This is a genomic window from Halorarius litoreus, from assembly GCF_024362405.1.
Lineage (GTDB): Archaea > Halobacteriota > Halobacteria > Halobacteriales > Haloarculaceae > Halorarius > Halorarius litoreus.
The window spans coordinates 375,175-392,114 of sequence record NZ_CP101454.1 but is presented as its reverse complement, the minus strand read 5'-3'; the positions used below and the strand labels follow the sequence as shown (position 1 = coordinate 392,114).

Sequence of the window (16,940 nt, the reverse complement as noted above, 5' to 3'; positions counted from 1 at the left end):
TCCGACTCAGAACTCGACGGCGTCGTCCGCATCGACGAGCGTCGCACCGTCCTGTGCGGCGAACGCTTCGTGGAGTCGGTCGTAGGTGTCGTCGACGGCCTCGACGATGACCTTCGTGTCCGCGATGACGGGCATGAAGTTCGTGTCGCCACCCCACCGCGGGACGACGTGAGTGTGGACGTGGTCGGTGATGGACCCCCCTGCGGGGCCGCCGAGGTTGAGGCCGGCGTTGAACGCCTGTGGATTCAGGGCGTCGTCGAGCGCGTCGAACGTCCGCTGTTTCAACTGCGCGTGACCCAGCAGCGTCTCGTCGTCCAGGTCACGGTAGTCGCCGGTGTGGTCGAACGGAATGACCATCGAGTGGCCGGGGTTGTACGGGTAGTTGTTGAGCAGGACGTACGCCTGATCGTTGCGTGCAACGACCCGCGACTCGCGGGCGTCCTCACGGTCGGGAAGGTCGCAGAAGACACAGCCGTCGAACCCCTCGTTCTTGTCCTCGCGCTCCACCCACTCGATGCGCCACGGCGCGAACACCTGCTCCATGCTGGGGGGTGCGGCCGCCGCCGGCATAACTCCCCTGTGTACGCGTGTCACCCACACACCCGGTGCTGTGTGGTATGGTGGCGGGGTTTCACTCTCGACTAAAAGTGCTTCGGCCGTTCAATCCGGCAATCCCTTCGAGACTGTTTTTCGTCCGTTTCTGAACCCTCTCGACGGCTCTGCGGCCTCGAAACCATCTCGATGGGTCGCTGTCTGGTGGTTTTACCCCGCGAACCCATCGAACAGAATTCTCCTTTTATGCTCTCACCTCCGGTACGACAGGATGCGATGGCGACCACAACCCACTCGGACGACGACACGATGCTCGAGACCTGTACGTCGTGCGACCGCGAAACACCCCACACCGTCTCCGTCCAGATCCTGACGGAGAGCACGAAGACGGAGAACGCGCAGTTCTCGCGCGAGCCCTACCGCGTCGCGGTGTGTGGGGTCTGTGGCGCAGAAGAAAAGACCCGGATGAACAACGCCTGAGGTACGTTTCTGCTCCCGCGCCCCCGTCGGGCGCCGACTCGTGCGGTGAGCTACTGCTCCGTCGTTATCTCACAGCCACTCTCGGTGACGATGATGGTGTGTTCGCGCTGTGAGACGTAGAAGCCGTCCTGTTCCTGCAACACGGGGTAGCCGTGGACGACCCCCTGCTGTTCGAGCCGACGCAGCGCCATCTCCGACCGGCGGGTGTCGAGCCAGCGGCGGGCGAACGGGAGCGTCTTGAACTCCTCGACGATCTGTTCGAGCGCCTCGCGCGCCTGTCGGTTCCGGACGGAGGCCTCCCGCTCCAGGGAGTAAATCTCCTCGGCCGAGCCCTCGGTCACCTTGCCACCACCATCGGTAGCGAACGGCTCGACGGCGACCACGTCGCCGACTTCGAGTTCGACGCCGGAGTCGACCGCGCGATTCGGGATGTTCGGGCTGGTGTGCTGTTCCCAGTGGCCGAGGCCGTGGCCGGTGAGGTTGACGACGGGGTTGTAGCCGTAGCCGTCGATGACGTCCTCGATCTCGGCGCCGATTTCGCCGGTGTGGACGCCCGGTTCGACGACCTCCAGCGCCGCGTCGAGCGCCTGTTCGCTCGCCTCGACCAGTTCCTGCTGGCCGGTGAAGTCGACGGTCACCGCCGTATCGGCGAGCCAGCCGTCGATGTGGACGCCGATGTCGAGTTTCACCATCTCCTCGCCGATGGTCCGGTCGTCGTCCGGGGCCGCGGCGCCGTGGGCGGCCTCGTGGTCGACGCTCACGTTCACCGGGAACGCGGGCGTCCCCCCGAGTTCGCGGATGCGGTCTTCCGCCCACTCGCTGATCTCGAGGTAGCCCGTTCCGACTTCGAGGCGCTCGGCGGCCTCGTCGCGCACCTGCGCGAGAATCTTCCCCGCTTCGCGGTGCTTCTCGTACTTCTCTGCCGACAGGTCGACGTCGCTCATACCCGGGGTTGCCGCGGCGCGGGCAAATGGTTTGCCGTCGCGCACGCCTGACTCTGAGTGTCTATATAGACCATGGCACCCCACATAGAAACGGCTTATCGTCTCGATAGCCTCCAGTCACCCATGTCAACCGAGAGCGCAGAGGAAGCGTTTTCGTCGACGGATGCGTCGCGGAAGGCGATGCTCGCCCCAGAGTCGTTCGCGCCCGAGGTCGCCCCACACGTCCGTACGGTCGACGCGAGCGCGTACGACGACCTATTCCTCGTCGGCGACGTCCACGGCTGCCGGAGCGAGCTGGAGACTCTCCTCGACCGCCTCGACCCCTCCGACGACGACCTCGTGGTGTTCGTCGGTGACCTCGTCCGCAAGGGCCCTGACTCGCGTGGCGTGGTCGACCTCGTCCGCTCGCACGACAACTTCGTCTCCGTCCGGGGCAACAACGAGGACAAGCTCATCCACGGCCGCAAGGAGCTCGACGCCGTCACGGACCCGTTCGGCGACTACCTCGACCAGATGCCTGTCGTCCTCCTGTTCGACGACGCGATGGTCGTCCACGGCGGCGTCGACCCCCGTCGCGATCTCGACGAGCACTCGCTCGACGACCTGCTGAACTTCCGGTCGGTCCCCCCCGAGAACGGCTACGACGGGCCGTTCTGGTTCGAACTCCGCGAGGAGTCCCCACGAGTGTTCTTCGGCCACACCGTCCTCGACGAGCCGTTCGTCTCCGAGTACGCCGTCGGCCTGGACACCGGCTGCGTCTACGGCGGCGAACTCACCGCCTACGACTACTACGCGGACGAGCTCATCACGGTGCCCGCGGAGGAGGAGTACCAGTCCCGTGCCGACCGGAAGATCATCGAGCACGACGCCGCGCCGCAGTAAGCGTCCGCGTCGTCGTCTCAGTTCTCGCCGTCCTCGCCGCTTTCACCCGCGACCGCCGTCTGCATCGCCTCGGTGTTGTACGCCAACCCCGCGTCACCGTCGTTCCGCATGACGATGACGCCCGCGTCGCTCCCCGTCAGGTCCTCGAACTCCTCGATGGCGAGGTCCGCGGCGGCCTGTGCGTCTCGACCGTGTTCGAGGTGGTCGACCGCCCGCCGCGCGAGCGTCACGCGGGCGATGTCCTCACCCGCGCCGGTCGCGGAGGCACCCCCTGCTCGCGTACAGTAGAAGCCCGAGCCTATCTGGGGGACGTCGCCGACGCGGCCGGCGAGCGCCAGCCACCGGCCGCCCGTGGAGGTCGCAGCAGCCACGCGGTCGCCGTCGCGGGCCACCGCGCCCACCGTGTCGTGGCCGCCGAACTGCTCACGGAGCCAGTCGAGCTGTTCACGCTTCTCGTTCAGCGGCGGCACCGCCTCCAGTTCCTCCCACGCTTCGCGCCGGGCGTCCGTCCAGAGGTCCACGTCGGTCTCGACGCCGAACTCGTCGGCGAGATCGACCGCGTGAACGCCCGAGACGAGGACGTGTGGCGTCTCCGCTTTGACCACTCTCGCGGCGTCGACGGCGTGTTCGACGCCGGGCATCGAGCAGACGGCCCCGACCTCACGGTCGTCGGTCATGAGCCCCGCGTCGGTGCGGATGACGCCGTCGCTCTGGACTGTCGAGCCCACGCCGGCGTTGAACGTCGCGGACGACTCGAGGACGCGGACGGCCGCACAGACGGCCTCCGTGACGGTCGACTCGCTCGCGCCTGTGCTGGCGGCCTCGTCGACGACTGCCTGCCGCGTGGCGGGGTCGTCGGGTGCTCCACCCGCGCCGCCGTGAACGATGACTCGCATAGCGGACGAACCGTCGCGGGCGAGTTAAGCCACCCGACATCAACGACCCGGTCATTGCCGCGTCGTTCATGGTCGTTCACGCAAGATTCGCCGGGAGAACGGTACGCCTTTCAAGGCTGCATTGGAAGCAACGGGCATGAGCCACGAGTACGAGAAGGTTGAGGTGCCCGAGGCGGGGGCGAAAATCGAGGCGGTCGGCGACAACGAGCTCGAGGTTCCCGACAACCCCATCATCCCCATCATCCACGGGGACGGCATCGGGGTCGACGTCGGGCCGGCAGCCCAGAAGGTACTGCAGGCCGCGGCGAACGCGACGGGCCGCGAGATCCACTGGATGCAGGTGTACGCGGGCGAGGCCGCCCGCGAGAAGTACGACGAGAACCTCCCGGACGACACCGTCGAGGCGCTCAAGGAGTTCCGCGTCTCCATCAAGGGGCCGCTCACGACGCCCGTTGGCGCGGGCTTCCGGAGTTTGAACGTCGCGCTCCGCAAGAAGCTCGACCTCTACACGAACATGCGGCCGACGTACCACATCGACGGCGTCCCCTCCCCCGTGAAGGCGCCCGAGCAGATGGACATGGTCAACTTCCGTGAGAACACGGAGGACGTCTACGCCGGCATCGAGTGGGAGGCCGGCACCGACGAGGTCCAGCAGGTCAAGGAGTTCGTCGAAGACGAGATGGGCTTCGATTCGACCATCCACGACGGCCCGGTCGGCATCGGCATCAAGCCCATCACCGAGTTCGGCACGAAGCGGCTGGTACGCAAGGCCATCGACTACGCGCTGGAGAACGACCGCGACTCCGTCACGCTCGTCCACAAGGGGAACATCATGAAGTTCACCGAGGGCGCGTTCCGTGACTGGGGCTACGAGGTCGCCGAAGAGGAGTACGGCGACGAGGTCATCACCGAGGACACGCTCTGGAACGAGCGCGACGGCGAGGCCCCCGAGGATGCCGTCGTCGTCAACGACCGCATCGCGGACAACATGCTCCAGCAGATTCTGACGCGGACGGACCAGTACGACGTGCTGGCGATGCCGAACCTCAACGGCGACTACCTCTCTGACGCCTGTGGCGCGCAGATCGGCGGGCTCGGCATCGCCCCCGGCGCGAACATCGGCGACGGTCGCTTCCTCGCCGAGCCGGTCCACGGCTCGGCCCCCAAGTACGCCGGCCAGGACAAGGTGAACCCGAGCGCGATGATTCTCTCGGGCCGCATCATGCTCGAGTTCCTCGGCTGGGAGGACGCCGCCCAGCTCGTCCGTGACGCCATCGAGGCCACCATCTCCTCGAAGAAGGTCACCTACGACATCGAGCGGCAGATCGAAGGCGGCGAGAAGCTCGCGACGAGCGAGTTCGCCGACGAGATCGTCGAGAACATCGAAGACCTCGCGTAGGCGAGTTCGTTCAGCTGCCGGACGCCGTCCGGCACCATCGAGGACCTCGCGTACCTCGGTCCTCAGGCCCATCTTCTCTCGTTCTTCTCCGTTCGTCGGTTAGCCGCTGCCACGCCGGTCGTCGATGGTCTCCTCGATCGCCTCGTCGAGCCACGCCGGCTCGTCGACGGTCGTCGACCCGACCTGCACGTATCGGACGTGCTCGACGACCCGTACCGGTTGGCCGTCGAACGTGGCATTGTAGCGCAGCCGGTGGGAGACGACCCCGCCGTCGTTCGTCAGCACGACCTGTAGCTCCGCGTCACGCGGCTCCTCGACCAGCGTGGGGAGCCGCAACACGTCGTGGTCCGGTGGCTCGCGGGACTCGAGGACGAGCAGCCGCTGGTTGTTCCAGCTGACCATCGGCTTGACTGACCAGCGGTCGACCGTCCCGTAGAGCCCGACGAGCCGGTCCTCGCCCGTGATGTCGCCGACGGGTCCGTCGAGCGACCCGGTCATCCCGACGCGGTACGAGACGTTCTCACCCTGGCCGACCCGGAACAGCGCGGGCGCGTCGTCGTACCAGAGTCCGAGCCGCGATGCGACCGCGCTCACGGGGTACGACGGCGCTGACTCCGAGGTGGCGGTGAGGTGATAGCGCCTGCCGCCCTCCGCGACGCGTAGCTCCTGGTGGGTGCTGCGGAGCGTACCGTTCGGCCCGTCGAGCGTCCGGTCGGTGATGCGCGTGTACGACCGGTTCGCCAGCAGGTCGTGGTGTGCGTCCGCGAGCACGAACGGGTCGGTGACGCCCTCGGTGGTCAACCCCGGGAGCAGCCGGTTCTCGGCGGTCGCCGTCGAGGGCGTCGCGTCCACGGCGGTGCTCCGCTCGGGCACGTCGACCGGGGTGAGCGTCGTCGTTCGGGAATCGCCCGAACCATCGAGGCCGCCGAAGCCGCTACAGCCGGCGAGAACGAGCGCCAGCACCGGCACGACCAGTCGCCACCTCATTCAGCCCAGTCGGGGTTCGGCCGCGGTGGCGAGAAGATGTCGACGCCCTGGACCGCGGTGTCGCCGCGGTTCTCCGCGGCGTGCGGCTCCCCGCCCGGAATCGCGTAGGAGTCGCCCGCCCGGACGACGATCTCCTCGCCGTCGACTAAAAAGGTCAACTCGCCCTCGTAGACGAACCCGGCTTGCTCGTGGTGGTGGTCGTGCTCGGGCACCGTCGCGCCCGGCTCGACGCGGAAGTGCTGGACGCTCATCTCGTCGCCTGCGGCGAGCTGTGCGAGATGCACTGCGTCGACTGCCTCGGTCTCCTCCCCCAGTGGAACGCGCTCCATGCGCGTGGTAACGTGCCCCACTGGCTAAACTCCGCGGGTGGTCGCGGCCGAAGAGGGACGCGACCGGGGCAGTCAAGGGTCGGCCGACGCTACGTCGAGTATGTTCGCGGTCGTCGGCTGCAACGAGTGCAGCGCGCTGTGGGTCGTGGAGGGCCGTCCCGACACGACGAGTTGTCCCCGCTGCGGGAAGCGCCACCAGTACACGAAGCTCAAGCGGTTCGCCGAGACCACCACTGCAGACAGTGCGAAGGAGGCGCGTTCCCGGATGCTGCAGGGCCGGAGCGACGCCGACATCGAGGTCGAGGACTTCGTCACGCTCGAACGCGACGCGATGGCGTCGGGGATGAGCGACGAGGAGTTCCTGACCGCGTCGGGACTCGACGCCGACGAGGTCGCGGCGGCGGGCGAGCGCGCCGAGTCGTCCGGTCGCTCCCGGTCGCGGCGCGACGTCGTGCTCGACGCCATCGACGAGCAGGACCGCCCCACCGAGTCGGAGATCCGCGAGTACGCGGCCGCCCACGGCGTCGACACTGACTACGTCGACCGCGCGCTCCAGAAGCTCCGACAGCGCGGCGAGGTGAGCGAGTCCGGGGGGCGGTACCGGCTGGTATGAGCCCCGACGACTGGGTCGACGACGAGTGGGACGACCCGGAGCCCGGAAACGGAATCGAGTTCGACCCCGCGCAGGTCGTCGTCGGGCTCATCGTCGGAATCGCGGGGCTGCTGCTGTTCCTCCAGCCGCAGATTCGGACGCTGTCGGTGCTGGGGGCGGAGGTGCCGCTGTTCGTCCTCTCGGGCGGCGTGCTCTCGCTCGGGTTCGGGCTCGGTGCGGTGGTCTACTTCCGGCGCGGCGACCGCCTCGTCTGGATCGCTCACGCCATCGGTGCCGTCGGGTTCGGCATCCTGTTCGCCGCGTCCGGGGTGGGGAGCCTCCTGTTCGTCTGGCTCGGGCTCGCGGTCGTGCTGGGTGGGGTGTTGTTTCTCGCGACGGAGCTCCGCGACCGCTAGAGGAGGCCGAGCAGTCGGGCGATGGTGAGCGCCGTCGCCACGATACCGAGCGTCAGCTTCACCAGCCGCAGGCGTCGGTACAGGGGCGTGACCGGCTCGGGGGGCTCGTTTCGGACCACGCCCGAACTCGTCGTCGCTCGCCCTTCAGTGCGCTCGGGTGGCTTCCGGTGGTTCCGGTTTCGAGAACAGGGCCGCAGTCACTCGGTTCTCGCCGTGCCGAATCCGGTGCCGATTACCGGCCCAGCTCTTCGTGGGCGCTGGCGAGGTGCGAGGAGGCGAGTGCGCCCAGCAAGGAGAGCTCGCCGGCGAGCGCCCCCGTGCAGATGACCTCGGCGAGCGCGTCGGCGTTCGCGCCCGCGGGGTCCCCGCCGCCACGCACGCCCAGCACGTCGAGCGCCTCGGCCTGCGTGGGGAGTTTGGTGCCACCACCGACCGTTCCGACCTCCAGGGAGGCGATGGTGAGGCTCGCGTAGAGTTCGTCGCCGCGCACGTCGACGGTCGTGATCGCGTTCGAGCCCTCGACGACCTGTGCGATGTCCTGCCCGCAGGCGAGGAACGCAGCGGCGATGGTGTTGGCGGCGTGGGCGTTGAACCCGAGGCTTCCGGCCTTCGCGGAGCCGACGAGGTTCTTGCGGGTGTTGGCCTCGGCGATGGCCTCCGGCGTGGTCTTGAACCGGTCTTCGACCTGCTCGCGGGAGAGCAGCACGTCGGCGGCGACCGTTCTTCCCCGGCCCTCGACGGCGTTGATGGCCGCGGGCTTCTTGTCCGTACAGAGGTTGCCCGAGAGCGCCACGAGTTCGGCGGGGGTCTCGGCCTCCACGAGTTCGGCGGCTTCCTGCGTCGCGATGGTGGCCATGTTCATCCCCATCGCGTCCTTCGTGTCGTAGGCGAATCGCAGGAAGACGTTGTCGCCGACGACGTACGGCGTCACCTCGCGGAGTTCGCCGTGGCTCGTCGTCGCCTCGGCGGCCTCGCGCAGGGTGTCGGCGTTCGCGCGAACCCACGACGACACCTCGGCGGCCTCGCCCACGTCCGCGACCCGGAAGACGGGCGCGCGGGTCATCGCGTTCTTCAGCACGCGGGCGGTCGAGCCGCCTGCTGCGCGAATCGCGGAACAGCCACGGTTTACCGAGGCGACGAGCGCGCCCTCGGTGGTGGCGAGCGGGAGGTAGTGGGTGCCGTCCGCGGCGCCACCGTTGACGGGGATGGGGCCGGCGATACCCATCGGCACCTGGGCCGCACCCATCATGTTCTCGATGGCGGAGTCGGCCTGCTCGGCGTCGAACGCGTAGTCGCCGACGGTGTCGAGGTCGGCGCCCGTCTCCTCGGCCAGCAGGTGCCGGCGCGCCGCGGCGGCGGTGTCGTGGTCGGCGTGTGCTTCGAGTTCGTGCAGCCGCAACTCGCCGGCCTGTACCTTCGCGGCGAGGTCCTCGGCGTCAGTCATGGCCGTGGATGGGGGTGTCTCCCCCTAAGCGTTGTTCATCTGAGGGGCGACGAGTGTCGGGGTGACTTCCCGACGAACTCCGCCGAGACACGGTGTTGACTGTCGTACGCGGCACCGGTGAGCAGGGTCACGAGCAGCGAGACCACGGCGAAGAAGAAACTGTTCAGGAACAGCTCCGCGCTGCCCACGTCGGTGAGGTACACGAGGACGACTGCCCCAACGAACAGGAACAGCCCGTTGAGAAGGGCGACGCTGAACGCCAGCGGCCACAGTGCTGCGAGGAGCCTCCGGGGCCGGTCGGGCAGTTGGGTTCGGAACCTGGTTAGCGAGGCACCGCTGGCGATTCCAGCGACGCCGGCCAGGATGCCGACCACTGGCGACCCGACCCCACCGCCGACCAACAGTAATACGACTGAAAGCCCGAGAAGCACCCAGCCGCCTCTCGGTCGCTGGACGAACGCGGCGGCCCAGACGATGAGGACGACCGAGACGAGGACGGTGAGGATGCCCGTCACGAAGAGGTTCGGGACGAGGCTGATGGCCGGGTCCCCGCCCATCTGGGACGCGATGGGGCCCTCGGTCCAGGAGTCGAAGAAGAGACCGTCCGGTGCGACGTTCCCCTGCCGAATCTCACCGATGCCGTGGGTGATGCCACCGATGCCTGCGAGGATGCCGAATACCGAGGCGACCAGTCGAAGCGCGCTCCCACCGAATCGGTTCAGGATGCCCATAGGGGTTCACCATCGTGCTAGATGGTTCCGCCCCGGCTTGGACTCGTCCGGTGAGTCTTACCGGGTGAGACTGACCGTCCGGGCCGGTGGTGCGCGCTCGTCGGCTCCCGTCCCGAACCGTTAACGCCTCTCCCCAACTCCCCCGAGATATGCCTGCACCCGCGGACCGCATCCTGACGAACGCCGAGGTCCACACGCTCGCGGAGCCCGACGAGACGCACGAGGCGGTCGCCGTCCGCGACGGCCGCATCGTCCGCGTCGGCAGCGCCTACGAGGTCGCGTTTCTGGAGGGAGTCGCCACCGACGTCGTCGACTGCGAGGGGAACGTCGTTCTCCCCGGGTTCATCGACGCCCACACCCACCTGGAGATGGTCGGCCAGCATCTCGTCCACGCTGACCTTCGGAGGGCCGGCTCGCCCGCTGAGGCCGTCGACCGGCTCCGTGCCCGCGCCGAGGAGACCGACGGCCTCGTGGTCGGCTACGGCTACGACGAGTCGACGTGGAACGAGACCCGCTACCTCACGCGCGAGGACCTCGATTCCGTCTCGGAGACCCGGCCGGTCATCGCGTTCCGCGAGGACATGCATACCGCCTCCGTGAACGCGGCGGCGCTCGACCGCTACGGCGACGAGATGCCCGACGGCGACGTCGAGACCGAGGGTGGTGAGCCCACCGGCGTCGTCGTCGAGGAGGCCGTCGACCCGCTGTTCGAGGCGACCGAGCCTGACTATGCGGAGACGCGCGACCTCGTCGTCGCCGCACAAGAGCGCGCGAACGAACTCGGCGTCACGGGCGTCCACGACATGTGTCGCGACTCGCACAAGCCCCGTGTCTACCGCGCCCTCGACGCCGCGGGCGACCTCACCCTCCGAACCCGAATCAACTACTGGACGACGCACCTCGACAGCGTCGTCGACACCGGCCTCCAGACGGGCCACGGGAGCGCCATGGTCCGCACCGGCGCCATCAAGACCTACACCGACGGGACGTTCGGCGGGCGCACGGCCAAACTCCGCGAGCCGTACGCCGACGCACCCGACGGCGAGACGGACGGCAAGTGGGTCGTCGATCCCGACGCGCTCGACGAGTTCGTGGCGACTGCGCACGACGCCGGCCTCCAGTTCACCGCCCACGCCATCGGCGATGCCGCGGTCGCGGGCGTCCTCGACGTGTTTTCCGAGTACGCCGCCGCCGCCGCCCGCCACCGCGTCGAGCACGCCGAACTCCTCACGGGCGACCTCGTCGAGCGGTTCGCCGAGGTCGGGGCAGTTGCGTCGGTCCAGCCGAACTTCCTGAAGTGGGCGCGGGACGACGGCCTGTACGACGCCCGACTCGGTGACCGTCGTGGCGACGTCATGCCCTTCCGCGAACTGCTCGACGCGGGCGTGCCGCTGGCGTTCGGTTCCGACTGCATGCCGATGGACCCACTGTTCGGCATCGAGCAGGCCGTCACCGCCCCCGATGCGAGCCAGCGGCTCTCGGTGACCGAGGCGCTGCGGGCGTACACCCACGGCGCGGCGTACGCCGCTGGCGAGGCGGACGAACTGGGAACCGTCGAGGTCGGGAAACGTGGGGACCTCGTGGTGCTCGACGAGTCGCCGTGGGCCGTCGCCGACGAGAGAATCGCCGACATCGACGTCGCGATGACGCTCGTCGGTGGCGACGTCGTCTACCGATAACTACTCCAGGAGCGACTCGCCGGTCATCGCCTCGGGCTGGTCGATGCGGATGAGTGCGAGGAGCGTCGGCGCGAGGTCGGCGAGCGTTCCCCCTGTTCTCGCGTTCCGGTCCCCGTCCGTGCCGTCCGGGGACACGTAGACGAACGGCACCGGGTTCGTCGTGTGTGCGGTGTGGGGGTTCTCGGCCGTGCCCATGTCGTCGGCGTTGCCGTGGTCGGCGGTGACGAGCAGGTGCCCGCCCGCCTGCTGGACGGCTTCGGCGAGGCGTCCCAGTTGCGTGTCGACAGCCTCGACCGCCGCCACGGCGGCGTCGAAGTCGCCCGTGTGGCCCACCATGTCCGGGTTCGCGTAGTTGAGAACCATCACGTCGGGGTCGTCGGTCTCGATGACCTCGATGGCGGTGTCGGTCACTTCGGGGGCGCTCATCTCCGGCTGGTGGTCGTACGTCGGCACGTCCGGCGAGTCGACGATGCGCCGGATCTCCCCGTCGAACTCCACCTCGCGGCCGCCGTTGAGGAAGTAGGTGACGTGCGGGTACTTCTCGGACTCGGCGATGCGCAGCTGTGTGAGCCCCGCGTTCGCGAGCGTCTCGCCCAGCGTGTCCGCGGGCTGGTTGGGTGGGAACGCCACCGGGAGGTCGAACGTGGCGTCGTACTCGGTCATCGTCACGACGTGGGTCTCCGGTGGGTCGGTCGTAATCCCCTCGGCTTCCCAGTCTCTAGGTCGGATGTTCGCGAGCAGTCGGGTCAGTTGCCGGGCGCGGTCCGACCGGAAGTTGAAGAAGACGATGGCGTCGCCGTCGTCGAGTTCACGCCCCCCGTCGACCAGCGTGGGTTCGACGAACTCGTCGGTGTCGCCCCGCTCGTAACTCGCTTCGACTGCGGAGACGGCGTCGGGTGCCTCGTGGTCGGCGAGCCGGTTCACGATGGCGTCGAACGCGCGTTTCGTCCGCGTCCAGTTCTGGTCGCGGTCCATCGCGTAGTAGCGGCCGGTGACGGTCGCCACGTCGCCGGTCCCGTGCTCGTCGGTGACCTGCTGGAGGGCCGCGAGGTAGCCCGCGCCCGACTCGGGAGCGGTATCGCGGCCGTCCGTGAACGCGTGGGTGACGGCGTCGACGCCGCGGTCGGCCGCCGCCGCGATGAGCGCGTGGAGGTGGTGCTGGTAGGAGTGGACACCCCCATCGGAGACGAGCCCCATGAAGTGGACGCGGCCGTCGTGCTCCTCCACGTAGTCGAACGCCCCGGCGATGGCCTCGTTCTCGCCGAGGGTGCCGGCTTCGGCGTCGTCCGAGACGCGCTTGGAGTCCTGGAGGACGACGCGCCCCGCGCCGATGTTGAGGTGGCCGACTTCGCTGTTGCCCATCTGTCCCTCGGGGAGGCCGACCCGTCGACCGTGGGTCTCGAGGGTCGAGAACGCTCCCGTTTCGCGGAGTCGGTCGAAGTTCGGGGTGGCCGCCGCACGGACCGCGTCTCGGACGGTCGGGTCGTCGTTCAGCCCCCAACCGTCGAGGATGACGAGCGCCGCGTTCATTGCGTGTGTGCAGTTCGCCCCCGCGTAAGTACGGTTCGAAACCCAGGTGGCTGTGCCGCGCCTTTTTTGTCGCCACCCATCCACGGCACGGCTATGACGCTCGACCCGGTGCACTTCAAGGCCATCTCGCGGCTGGCCGGCCGCGTCCAGCGCACGGTCGACGAGGACGAACACCGGGACTTCGCGGCGACCGTCTGGAACGAGTATCTCGACCCGCTGTACGCCGACGGCGAGCCCATCATCGAGCCGATGGGCGAGCAGCGGCGCCGCCGCGTCGACATCGAAGACGTGTCGTTGGAGGCCGACCGCTTCCCGACCAGTCACGGCCTCGACTCGGGCACCATCAACCCGACGACGTTCAAGAACGGCCTCGTCGTCGACGTGGCGCAGGCCGCGATGAGCAAGGTCCCCTCCGACCTCGAACTCCATCGAGGGCGGACGATGGTCGTCGCGGTCCACTCGAACGACGTGACGGTCGCGCTCGACAACGATTGGCACATGGACGACGCGGGCTACGTCCGCCAGCGACTCCTGCACGTCCCACAGGTCGACCGGTCGATGACCGCCGTCGTCCACGAACTCGCGCTCTACCTCGCCGAGATCACCCACGCCCGCGACAACGCCCCGGAGGTCGACGACCTGCTCGTGATGGACGGCCCCATCTACCCCAAAGGACTCCTGACGTGGGCGAACCGTGACCCCGAACTGGGTGAACTCCTCCGCGAGGAAGAACAGCCCCAGCGCATCATCCAGAGCTACGTCCGGATGGTCGAGCGGTTCATCGAGCAGGACGTTCCCCTGATAGGCTTCGTGAAGAACCCCGCGAGCCGGCTCGTCACGCGCACCGTTCGCCAGCGCGAGGGGAACGCGCCGTGGCTCAACGACGCGGCGTTCTTCTCGCAGGTGCTCGAACGTGGCGCGTTCGACGAGGGGGTCTGGACTCGCGAGACGGACGAACTCACGTTCACCAACTGGTTCGTCTCGCGCGGGGGGACGGACGGCACGCTCTCGGCGACGGACCTCCCGTACGGCGTCGAGCGGGTGCGCGACCCCGCGGACTACGAGGTCACGTTCTCGATGGTGTACGACCCGCGGACCGACACCATCTACCGGGTCGAGGCCCCCCGCGCGTTCACCGAGGACGCCGACCTCCGCGAGGACCTGCTCCGGCACGTCCTCAAGGGTATCGCCGTCGAGCGCGGCCCGCCCGAGGCCGTCGGGAAGGCCGACTCGCTCGCGAAGATCGGCCACAGAGAGACGACCGCGCTGCGGCGCTCGCTGGAGACGGCGTTCGACTCCGAGATAGAGACCGACTACAACGACGACCGCTGGGGCGCGTTCGACTACTAGGGCTCGATACCCGGCTCCTCTTTCACGACCTCGACGGCGACGCTGTCCTCGACGACGCCGAGGCGTGCGAACTGCGTGCGGACGTGCTCCTTGGCGGCCTCGATGGCCTGCTGTTTCGTCTCGAAGCCGCGTGGCATCGGCGTCTCGAACGCGACGCGGAGCTCGCGGTCGCCGAGCTTCTGGACCTGGCCGCCGCTCTCGACCTCGTAGAAGGCGTCGCAGACCCAGACGTACGGTGCCCCCTCGTCCGGTGCACCCTTGAACGACGGTGGCTCCTCGCCGCGCTCGTACAGCGTGCCCGTCAGCGCCGTGCCCCCGGCGTTCCCCCGAATCAGTAGCATGGACCTGCCTACGTATCGAAGCCGTATATGCTCGCGGGGGTGGGGTGCGACCACTTCCACCCCGGCTCGGGTGGGTTTTTACCGGAGCAGCCCCCACGCTGGCGCATGTCCGACCTCGGCGACTTCTCCGACTTCGAACCCGACGACGACGGCGACGCGTCGGAACCGACCGACGACACTGCGATGGCTGACGACCCCGGCGACCGGGCCACAGACGAGTTCGAGGAGCTGTCGGTGTCGCCGGTGGGCCGGGACCGCGGCGTCGGCACCCTCTCGGCCGCCGAGGGGCTCTCCATCGGCGAGGACGAGGACGAGACGCGCATCCGCGCGTACGTGACGGTGAAGAACCGCTCGGACGTCCGCGTCGGGTCCTATCTGGTCGCCGACTATCCCGACGGGGAGCGGCTGTTCTGCCGCATCGTCACCCTCGAGTACGCCCAGGAGTTCCGCGCCGACGACGCCACCGAGATTCACGCCCGCCGCGCGATGCGGAGCGACGGCATCGACGAGGCCGACTACAAGTTCATGGCGTCGCTGGAGCCCGTCGCCGTCCTCTACGAGGATGGTGGGGAGCTCAAACGCCGGATGGCCGACCGCGTCCCCAAGCCCGAGACCGTGGTGCGGCAGGCCGAGGACAAGACCGAGGTGAAGACCGGGCTCAAGGTCCCCGAAGAGGGGGTGTTCCTCGGGCATCTCGCCGTGGGTGGCGAGAAAGTGCAGACGGCGGCGGAGCCGCCGACGGTCGACTACCGCCTGAAGGACGACTACGACTCGGGCGACCCGCTCGTCTTCCGTCACACGCTCGTCGCCGGCGGGACGGGGTCGGGGAAGACCCACGCCTCGAAGAACATCCTCCGGCAGTATCTCGGGCGCACCTACGAGATGAGCGACGGTCGCACGCCGGGTGTGGCGGTCGTGCAGTTCGACCCGCAGGACGAGTACGCCCAGATGCACGACGACGGCGACTACTCACCGGAGTTCGCCCGACGCATCGAGCGCGAGGGCGTCAAACACGGCGGGCACGCCGACACGAAGGCGTTCGTTCCGGTCGTGGGCGACTCGACGTACGCCGCGAGCCACCACCGCGCCGAGCAGGTGGAGTTCACCGTCCCGTTCTCGATGGTCCGCTCGCGCCCGTGGCTCGTCGCGGGCGGCGGGCTCAACGACAACCAGTATCCGGCGCTCCAGCAGTTGCTCGACCGGTTCTTCCGCCAGCACGGCGACGACGGGACGTACGAGCAGTTCCGGTCGTTCCTCGACGACCCCGCTCTCAGAGAAGAGCTCCACGAGTCCGGTCGCGTCCACGAGGCGACGTACGACGCGGTGAAGCGGAAGACGTACGGCTTCGGGGCGGTGTTCGACCAGAACGCGCCCCCCATCACCGACCTCGTCCACGAGTTCGTCCGCCCCGGGGGACTCACGACCGTCCCCACCTATCACGTCAACGACTCGCGGAAGACGACGACGGTCGTGCTGGCGCTCGCCTCCCTGCTCGTCGACGAGAAGCTCTCGAACGACCCGCGGTTCGACCGCGTGAAGGAGACGCCGCTCGTACTGGGGATGGACGAGGCCCACAACTTCCTCACCGACGCGGACAGCGTCCAGGCGCGGAAGGTCATCGGGAAGTTCTCCGAGGCGGCCAAACAGGGCCGCAAGGAGCGGCTCGGCTTGTTCCTCATCACGCAGGACCCACAGGACATCGCGGACCCCGTGTTCAAGCAGGTGAACACGACGGTCGTGCTGAATCTGGGCGACGAGGACGCCATCAAGTCGGTCAACATCCCCGCTTCGCTGGAGGGGAAGGTGCCGTACTTCGAGAAGGGGCAGATGGCCGTCTACTCGCCGGACAACTCCGAGCCGGTGGAGGTCGTCGGGCTCCCGAACTGCCTCACCCGCCACGGCCGCGACTGACCGCCGGGCCGCGAACCTTTTTGTCACAGATTGCCAACTGTCAACTATGGACAAACATCTGCTGGTCCCCATCGACGGCTCGGAGCCCGCGAACGCGGCCGTCGCGTTCGCCTACGAGCAGTTCCCGGACGCGCGGGTGACGCTCCTCCACGTCATCAACCCGACACGGGCGGGCTACGGCGCACAGGCGGGCATCCCGTCGTTCTCCGAGGAGTGGTACGACGACGCCGAGGAGGCGGCCGACGAGCTGTTCGAGACCGCTCGCGCCGACGCACCGCCGGGCGTGGACCTCCGGACCGAGGTCGAGGTCGGCCAGCCCTCCCGCGTCATCGTCGAGTTCGCCGACGACCACGGGGTCGACCAGATCATCATGGGGAGTCACGGCCGCAAGGGTGTCTCGCGCATCCTCCTCGGGAGCGTCGCCGAGGCTGTCGTCCGCCGCGCGCACGTCCCGGTGACGGTGGTCCGGTGAGCGTG

Annotated in this window: 19 protein-coding genes; 9 read left to right on the top strand and 10 right to left on the bottom strand. The window is 68.5% G+C overall.

What is annotated here, in order from left to right; genetic code table 11:
• Nucleotides 1-6: 6 nt before the first annotated feature.
• The gene (locus NL126_RS02095) at nucleotides 7-543 is read right to left on the bottom strand and encodes an HIT family protein (RefSeq protein ID WP_255197248.1); all 537 of its coding nucleotides are present in this window, start codon (nucleotides 541-543) and stop codon (nucleotides 7-9) included.
• Nucleotides 544-828: 285 nt separating this feature from the next.
• On the opposite strand from NL126_RS02095, the gene NL126_RS02090 reads away from it, so the two are divergent.
• On the top strand, nucleotides 829-1,032 hold the full coding sequence (locus NL126_RS02090; RefSeq protein WP_255197247.1) for a DUF7835 family putative zinc beta-ribbon protein: 204 nt from the start codon (nucleotides 829-831) through the stop codon (nucleotides 1,030-1,032).
• A gap of 50 nt (nucleotides 1,033-1,082) precedes the next feature.
• On the opposite strand, the gene map is transcribed toward NL126_RS02090, so the two are convergent.
• Nucleotides 1,083-1,976 (bottom strand): type II methionyl aminopeptidase, encoded by an 894-nt coding sequence (map, locus tag NL126_RS02085; protein ID WP_255197246.1) that lies wholly within the window; start codon nucleotides 1,974-1,976, stop codon nucleotides 1,083-1,085.
• Between the two features lie 180 nt (nucleotides 1,977-2,156).
• Here map and NL126_RS02080 point away from each other — a divergent pair, with 180 nt between their 5' ends.
• Nucleotides 2,157-2,858, top strand: coding sequence for a metallophosphoesterase family protein (locus tag NL126_RS02080; protein WP_350355517.1), 702 nt, complete (start codon nucleotides 2,157-2,159; stop codon nucleotides 2,856-2,858).
• A gap of 17 nt (nucleotides 2,859-2,875) precedes the next feature.
• Here the strand turns inward: NL126_RS02080 and NL126_RS02075 are convergent, their stop codons facing one another.
• Complete coding sequence (locus NL126_RS02075) at nucleotides 2,876-3,754, bottom strand: isoaspartyl peptidase/L-asparaginase (protein WP_255197244.1); 879 nt, start codon at nucleotides 3,752-3,754, stop codon at nucleotides 2,876-2,878.
• Between the two features lie 136 nt (nucleotides 3,755-3,890).
• Between NL126_RS02075 and icd the strand changes: the two genes are divergently transcribed.
• On the top strand, nucleotides 3,891-5,153 hold the full coding sequence (icd, locus tag NL126_RS02070) for an isocitrate dehydrogenase (NADP(+)) (RefSeq protein ID WP_255197243.1): 1,263 nt from the start codon (nucleotides 3,891-3,893) through the stop codon (nucleotides 5,151-5,153).
• A 99-nt stretch (nucleotides 5,154-5,252) separates the two neighbouring features.
• On the opposite strand, the gene NL126_RS02065 is transcribed toward icd, so the two are convergent.
• Together NL126_RS02065 and NL126_RS02060 are read right to left on the bottom strand one after the other, a co-directional pair.
• Complete coding sequence (locus tag NL126_RS02065; protein WP_255197242.1) at nucleotides 5,253-6,140, bottom strand: hypothetical protein; 888 nt, start codon at nucleotides 6,138-6,140, stop codon at nucleotides 5,253-5,255.
• Nucleotides 6,137-6,469, bottom strand: a complete 333-nt coding sequence (locus NL126_RS02060; protein ID WP_255197241.1) for a cupin domain-containing protein — start codon at nucleotides 6,467-6,469, stop codon at nucleotides 6,137-6,139. Before NL126_RS02060 ends, NL126_RS02065 begins: the two co-directional genes overlap by 4 nt.
• Nucleotides 6,470-6,569: 100 nt before the next feature.
• Between NL126_RS02060 and NL126_RS02055 the strand changes: the two genes are divergently transcribed.
• Both NL126_RS02055 and NL126_RS02050 read left to right on the top strand, forming a co-directional pair.
• On the top strand, nucleotides 6,570-7,082 hold the full coding sequence (locus NL126_RS02055) for a DUF5817 domain-containing protein (protein WP_255197240.1): 513 nt from the start codon (nucleotides 6,570-6,572) through the stop codon (nucleotides 7,080-7,082).
• Nucleotides 7,079-7,477 (top strand): hypothetical protein, encoded by a 399-nt coding sequence (locus NL126_RS02050; protein WP_255197239.1) that lies wholly within the window; start codon nucleotides 7,079-7,081, stop codon nucleotides 7,475-7,477. Before NL126_RS02055 ends, NL126_RS02050 begins: the two co-directional genes overlap by 4 nt.
• Here NL126_RS02050 and NL126_RS02045 read toward each other — a convergent pair.
• From NL126_RS02045 to NL126_RS02035, 3 genes are all read right to left on the bottom strand, one after another.
• Nucleotides 7,474-7,596 carry a hypothetical protein gene (locus NL126_RS02045; protein WP_255197238.1) on the bottom strand — a complete coding sequence of 41 codons (123 nt, stop codon included), beginning with the start codon at nucleotides 7,594-7,596 and terminating at the stop codon, nucleotides 7,474-7,476. The genes NL126_RS02050 and NL126_RS02045 overlap by 4 nt on opposite strands.
• A 113-nt stretch (nucleotides 7,597-7,709) precedes the next feature.
• Nucleotides 7,710-8,921, bottom strand: a complete 1,212-nt coding sequence (hmgA, locus tag NL126_RS02040) for a hydroxymethylglutaryl-CoA reductase (NADPH) (RefSeq protein ID WP_255197237.1) — start codon at nucleotides 8,919-8,921, stop codon at nucleotides 7,710-7,712.
• A gap of 35 nt (nucleotides 8,922-8,956) precedes the next feature.
• The gene (locus NL126_RS02035) at nucleotides 8,957-9,652 is read right to left on the bottom strand and encodes a hypothetical protein (RefSeq protein WP_255197236.1); all 696 of its coding nucleotides are present in this window, start codon (nucleotides 9,650-9,652) and stop codon (nucleotides 8,957-8,959) included.
• 149 nt (nucleotides 9,653-9,801) lie between these two features.
• On the opposite strand from NL126_RS02035, the gene NL126_RS02030 reads away from it, so the two are divergent.
• Nucleotides 9,802-11,331 carry an amidohydrolase gene (locus NL126_RS02030; protein WP_255197235.1) on the top strand — a complete coding sequence of 510 codons (1,530 nt, stop codon included), beginning with the start codon at nucleotides 9,802-9,804 and terminating at the stop codon, nucleotides 11,329-11,331.
• Here NL126_RS02030 and gpmI read toward each other — a convergent pair whose 3' ends face one another.
• Nucleotides 11,332-12,861 (bottom strand): 2,3-bisphosphoglycerate-independent phosphoglycerate mutase, encoded by a 1,530-nt coding sequence (gpmI, locus tag NL126_RS02025; RefSeq protein WP_255197234.1) that lies wholly within the window; start codon nucleotides 12,859-12,861, stop codon nucleotides 11,332-11,334.
• Between the two features lie 93 nt (nucleotides 12,862-12,954).
• On the opposite strand from gpmI, the gene NL126_RS02020 reads away from it, so the two are divergent.
• Nucleotides 12,955-14,211: a DNA double-strand break repair nuclease NurA gene (locus tag NL126_RS02020; protein WP_255197233.1), complete on the top strand. Its 1,257-nt coding sequence runs from the start codon at nucleotides 12,955-12,957 to the stop codon at nucleotides 14,209-14,211.
• On the opposite strand, the gene NL126_RS02015 is transcribed toward NL126_RS02020, so the two are convergent.
• Nucleotides 14,208-14,552: a DUF7113 family protein gene (locus NL126_RS02015; protein ID WP_255197232.1), complete on the bottom strand. Its 345-nt coding sequence runs from the start codon at nucleotides 14,550-14,552 to the stop codon at nucleotides 14,208-14,210. The two genes, NL126_RS02020 and NL126_RS02015, sit on opposite strands and share 4 nt — an antisense overlap.
• Nucleotides 14,553-14,657: 105 nt before the next feature.
• Here NL126_RS02015 and NL126_RS02010 point away from each other — a divergent pair, with 105 nt between their 5' ends.
• On the top strand, nucleotides 14,658-16,463 hold the full coding sequence (locus NL126_RS02010) for an ATP-binding protein (RefSeq protein ID WP_255197231.1): 1,806 nt from the start codon (nucleotides 14,658-14,660) through the stop codon (nucleotides 16,461-16,463).
• A 46-nt stretch (nucleotides 16,464-16,509) separates the two neighbouring features.
• Nucleotides 16,510-16,935, top strand: coding sequence for a universal stress protein (locus NL126_RS02005; protein WP_255197230.1), 426 nt, complete (start codon nucleotides 16,510-16,512; stop codon nucleotides 16,933-16,935).
• Nucleotides 16,936-16,940: the final 5 nt, after the last annotated feature.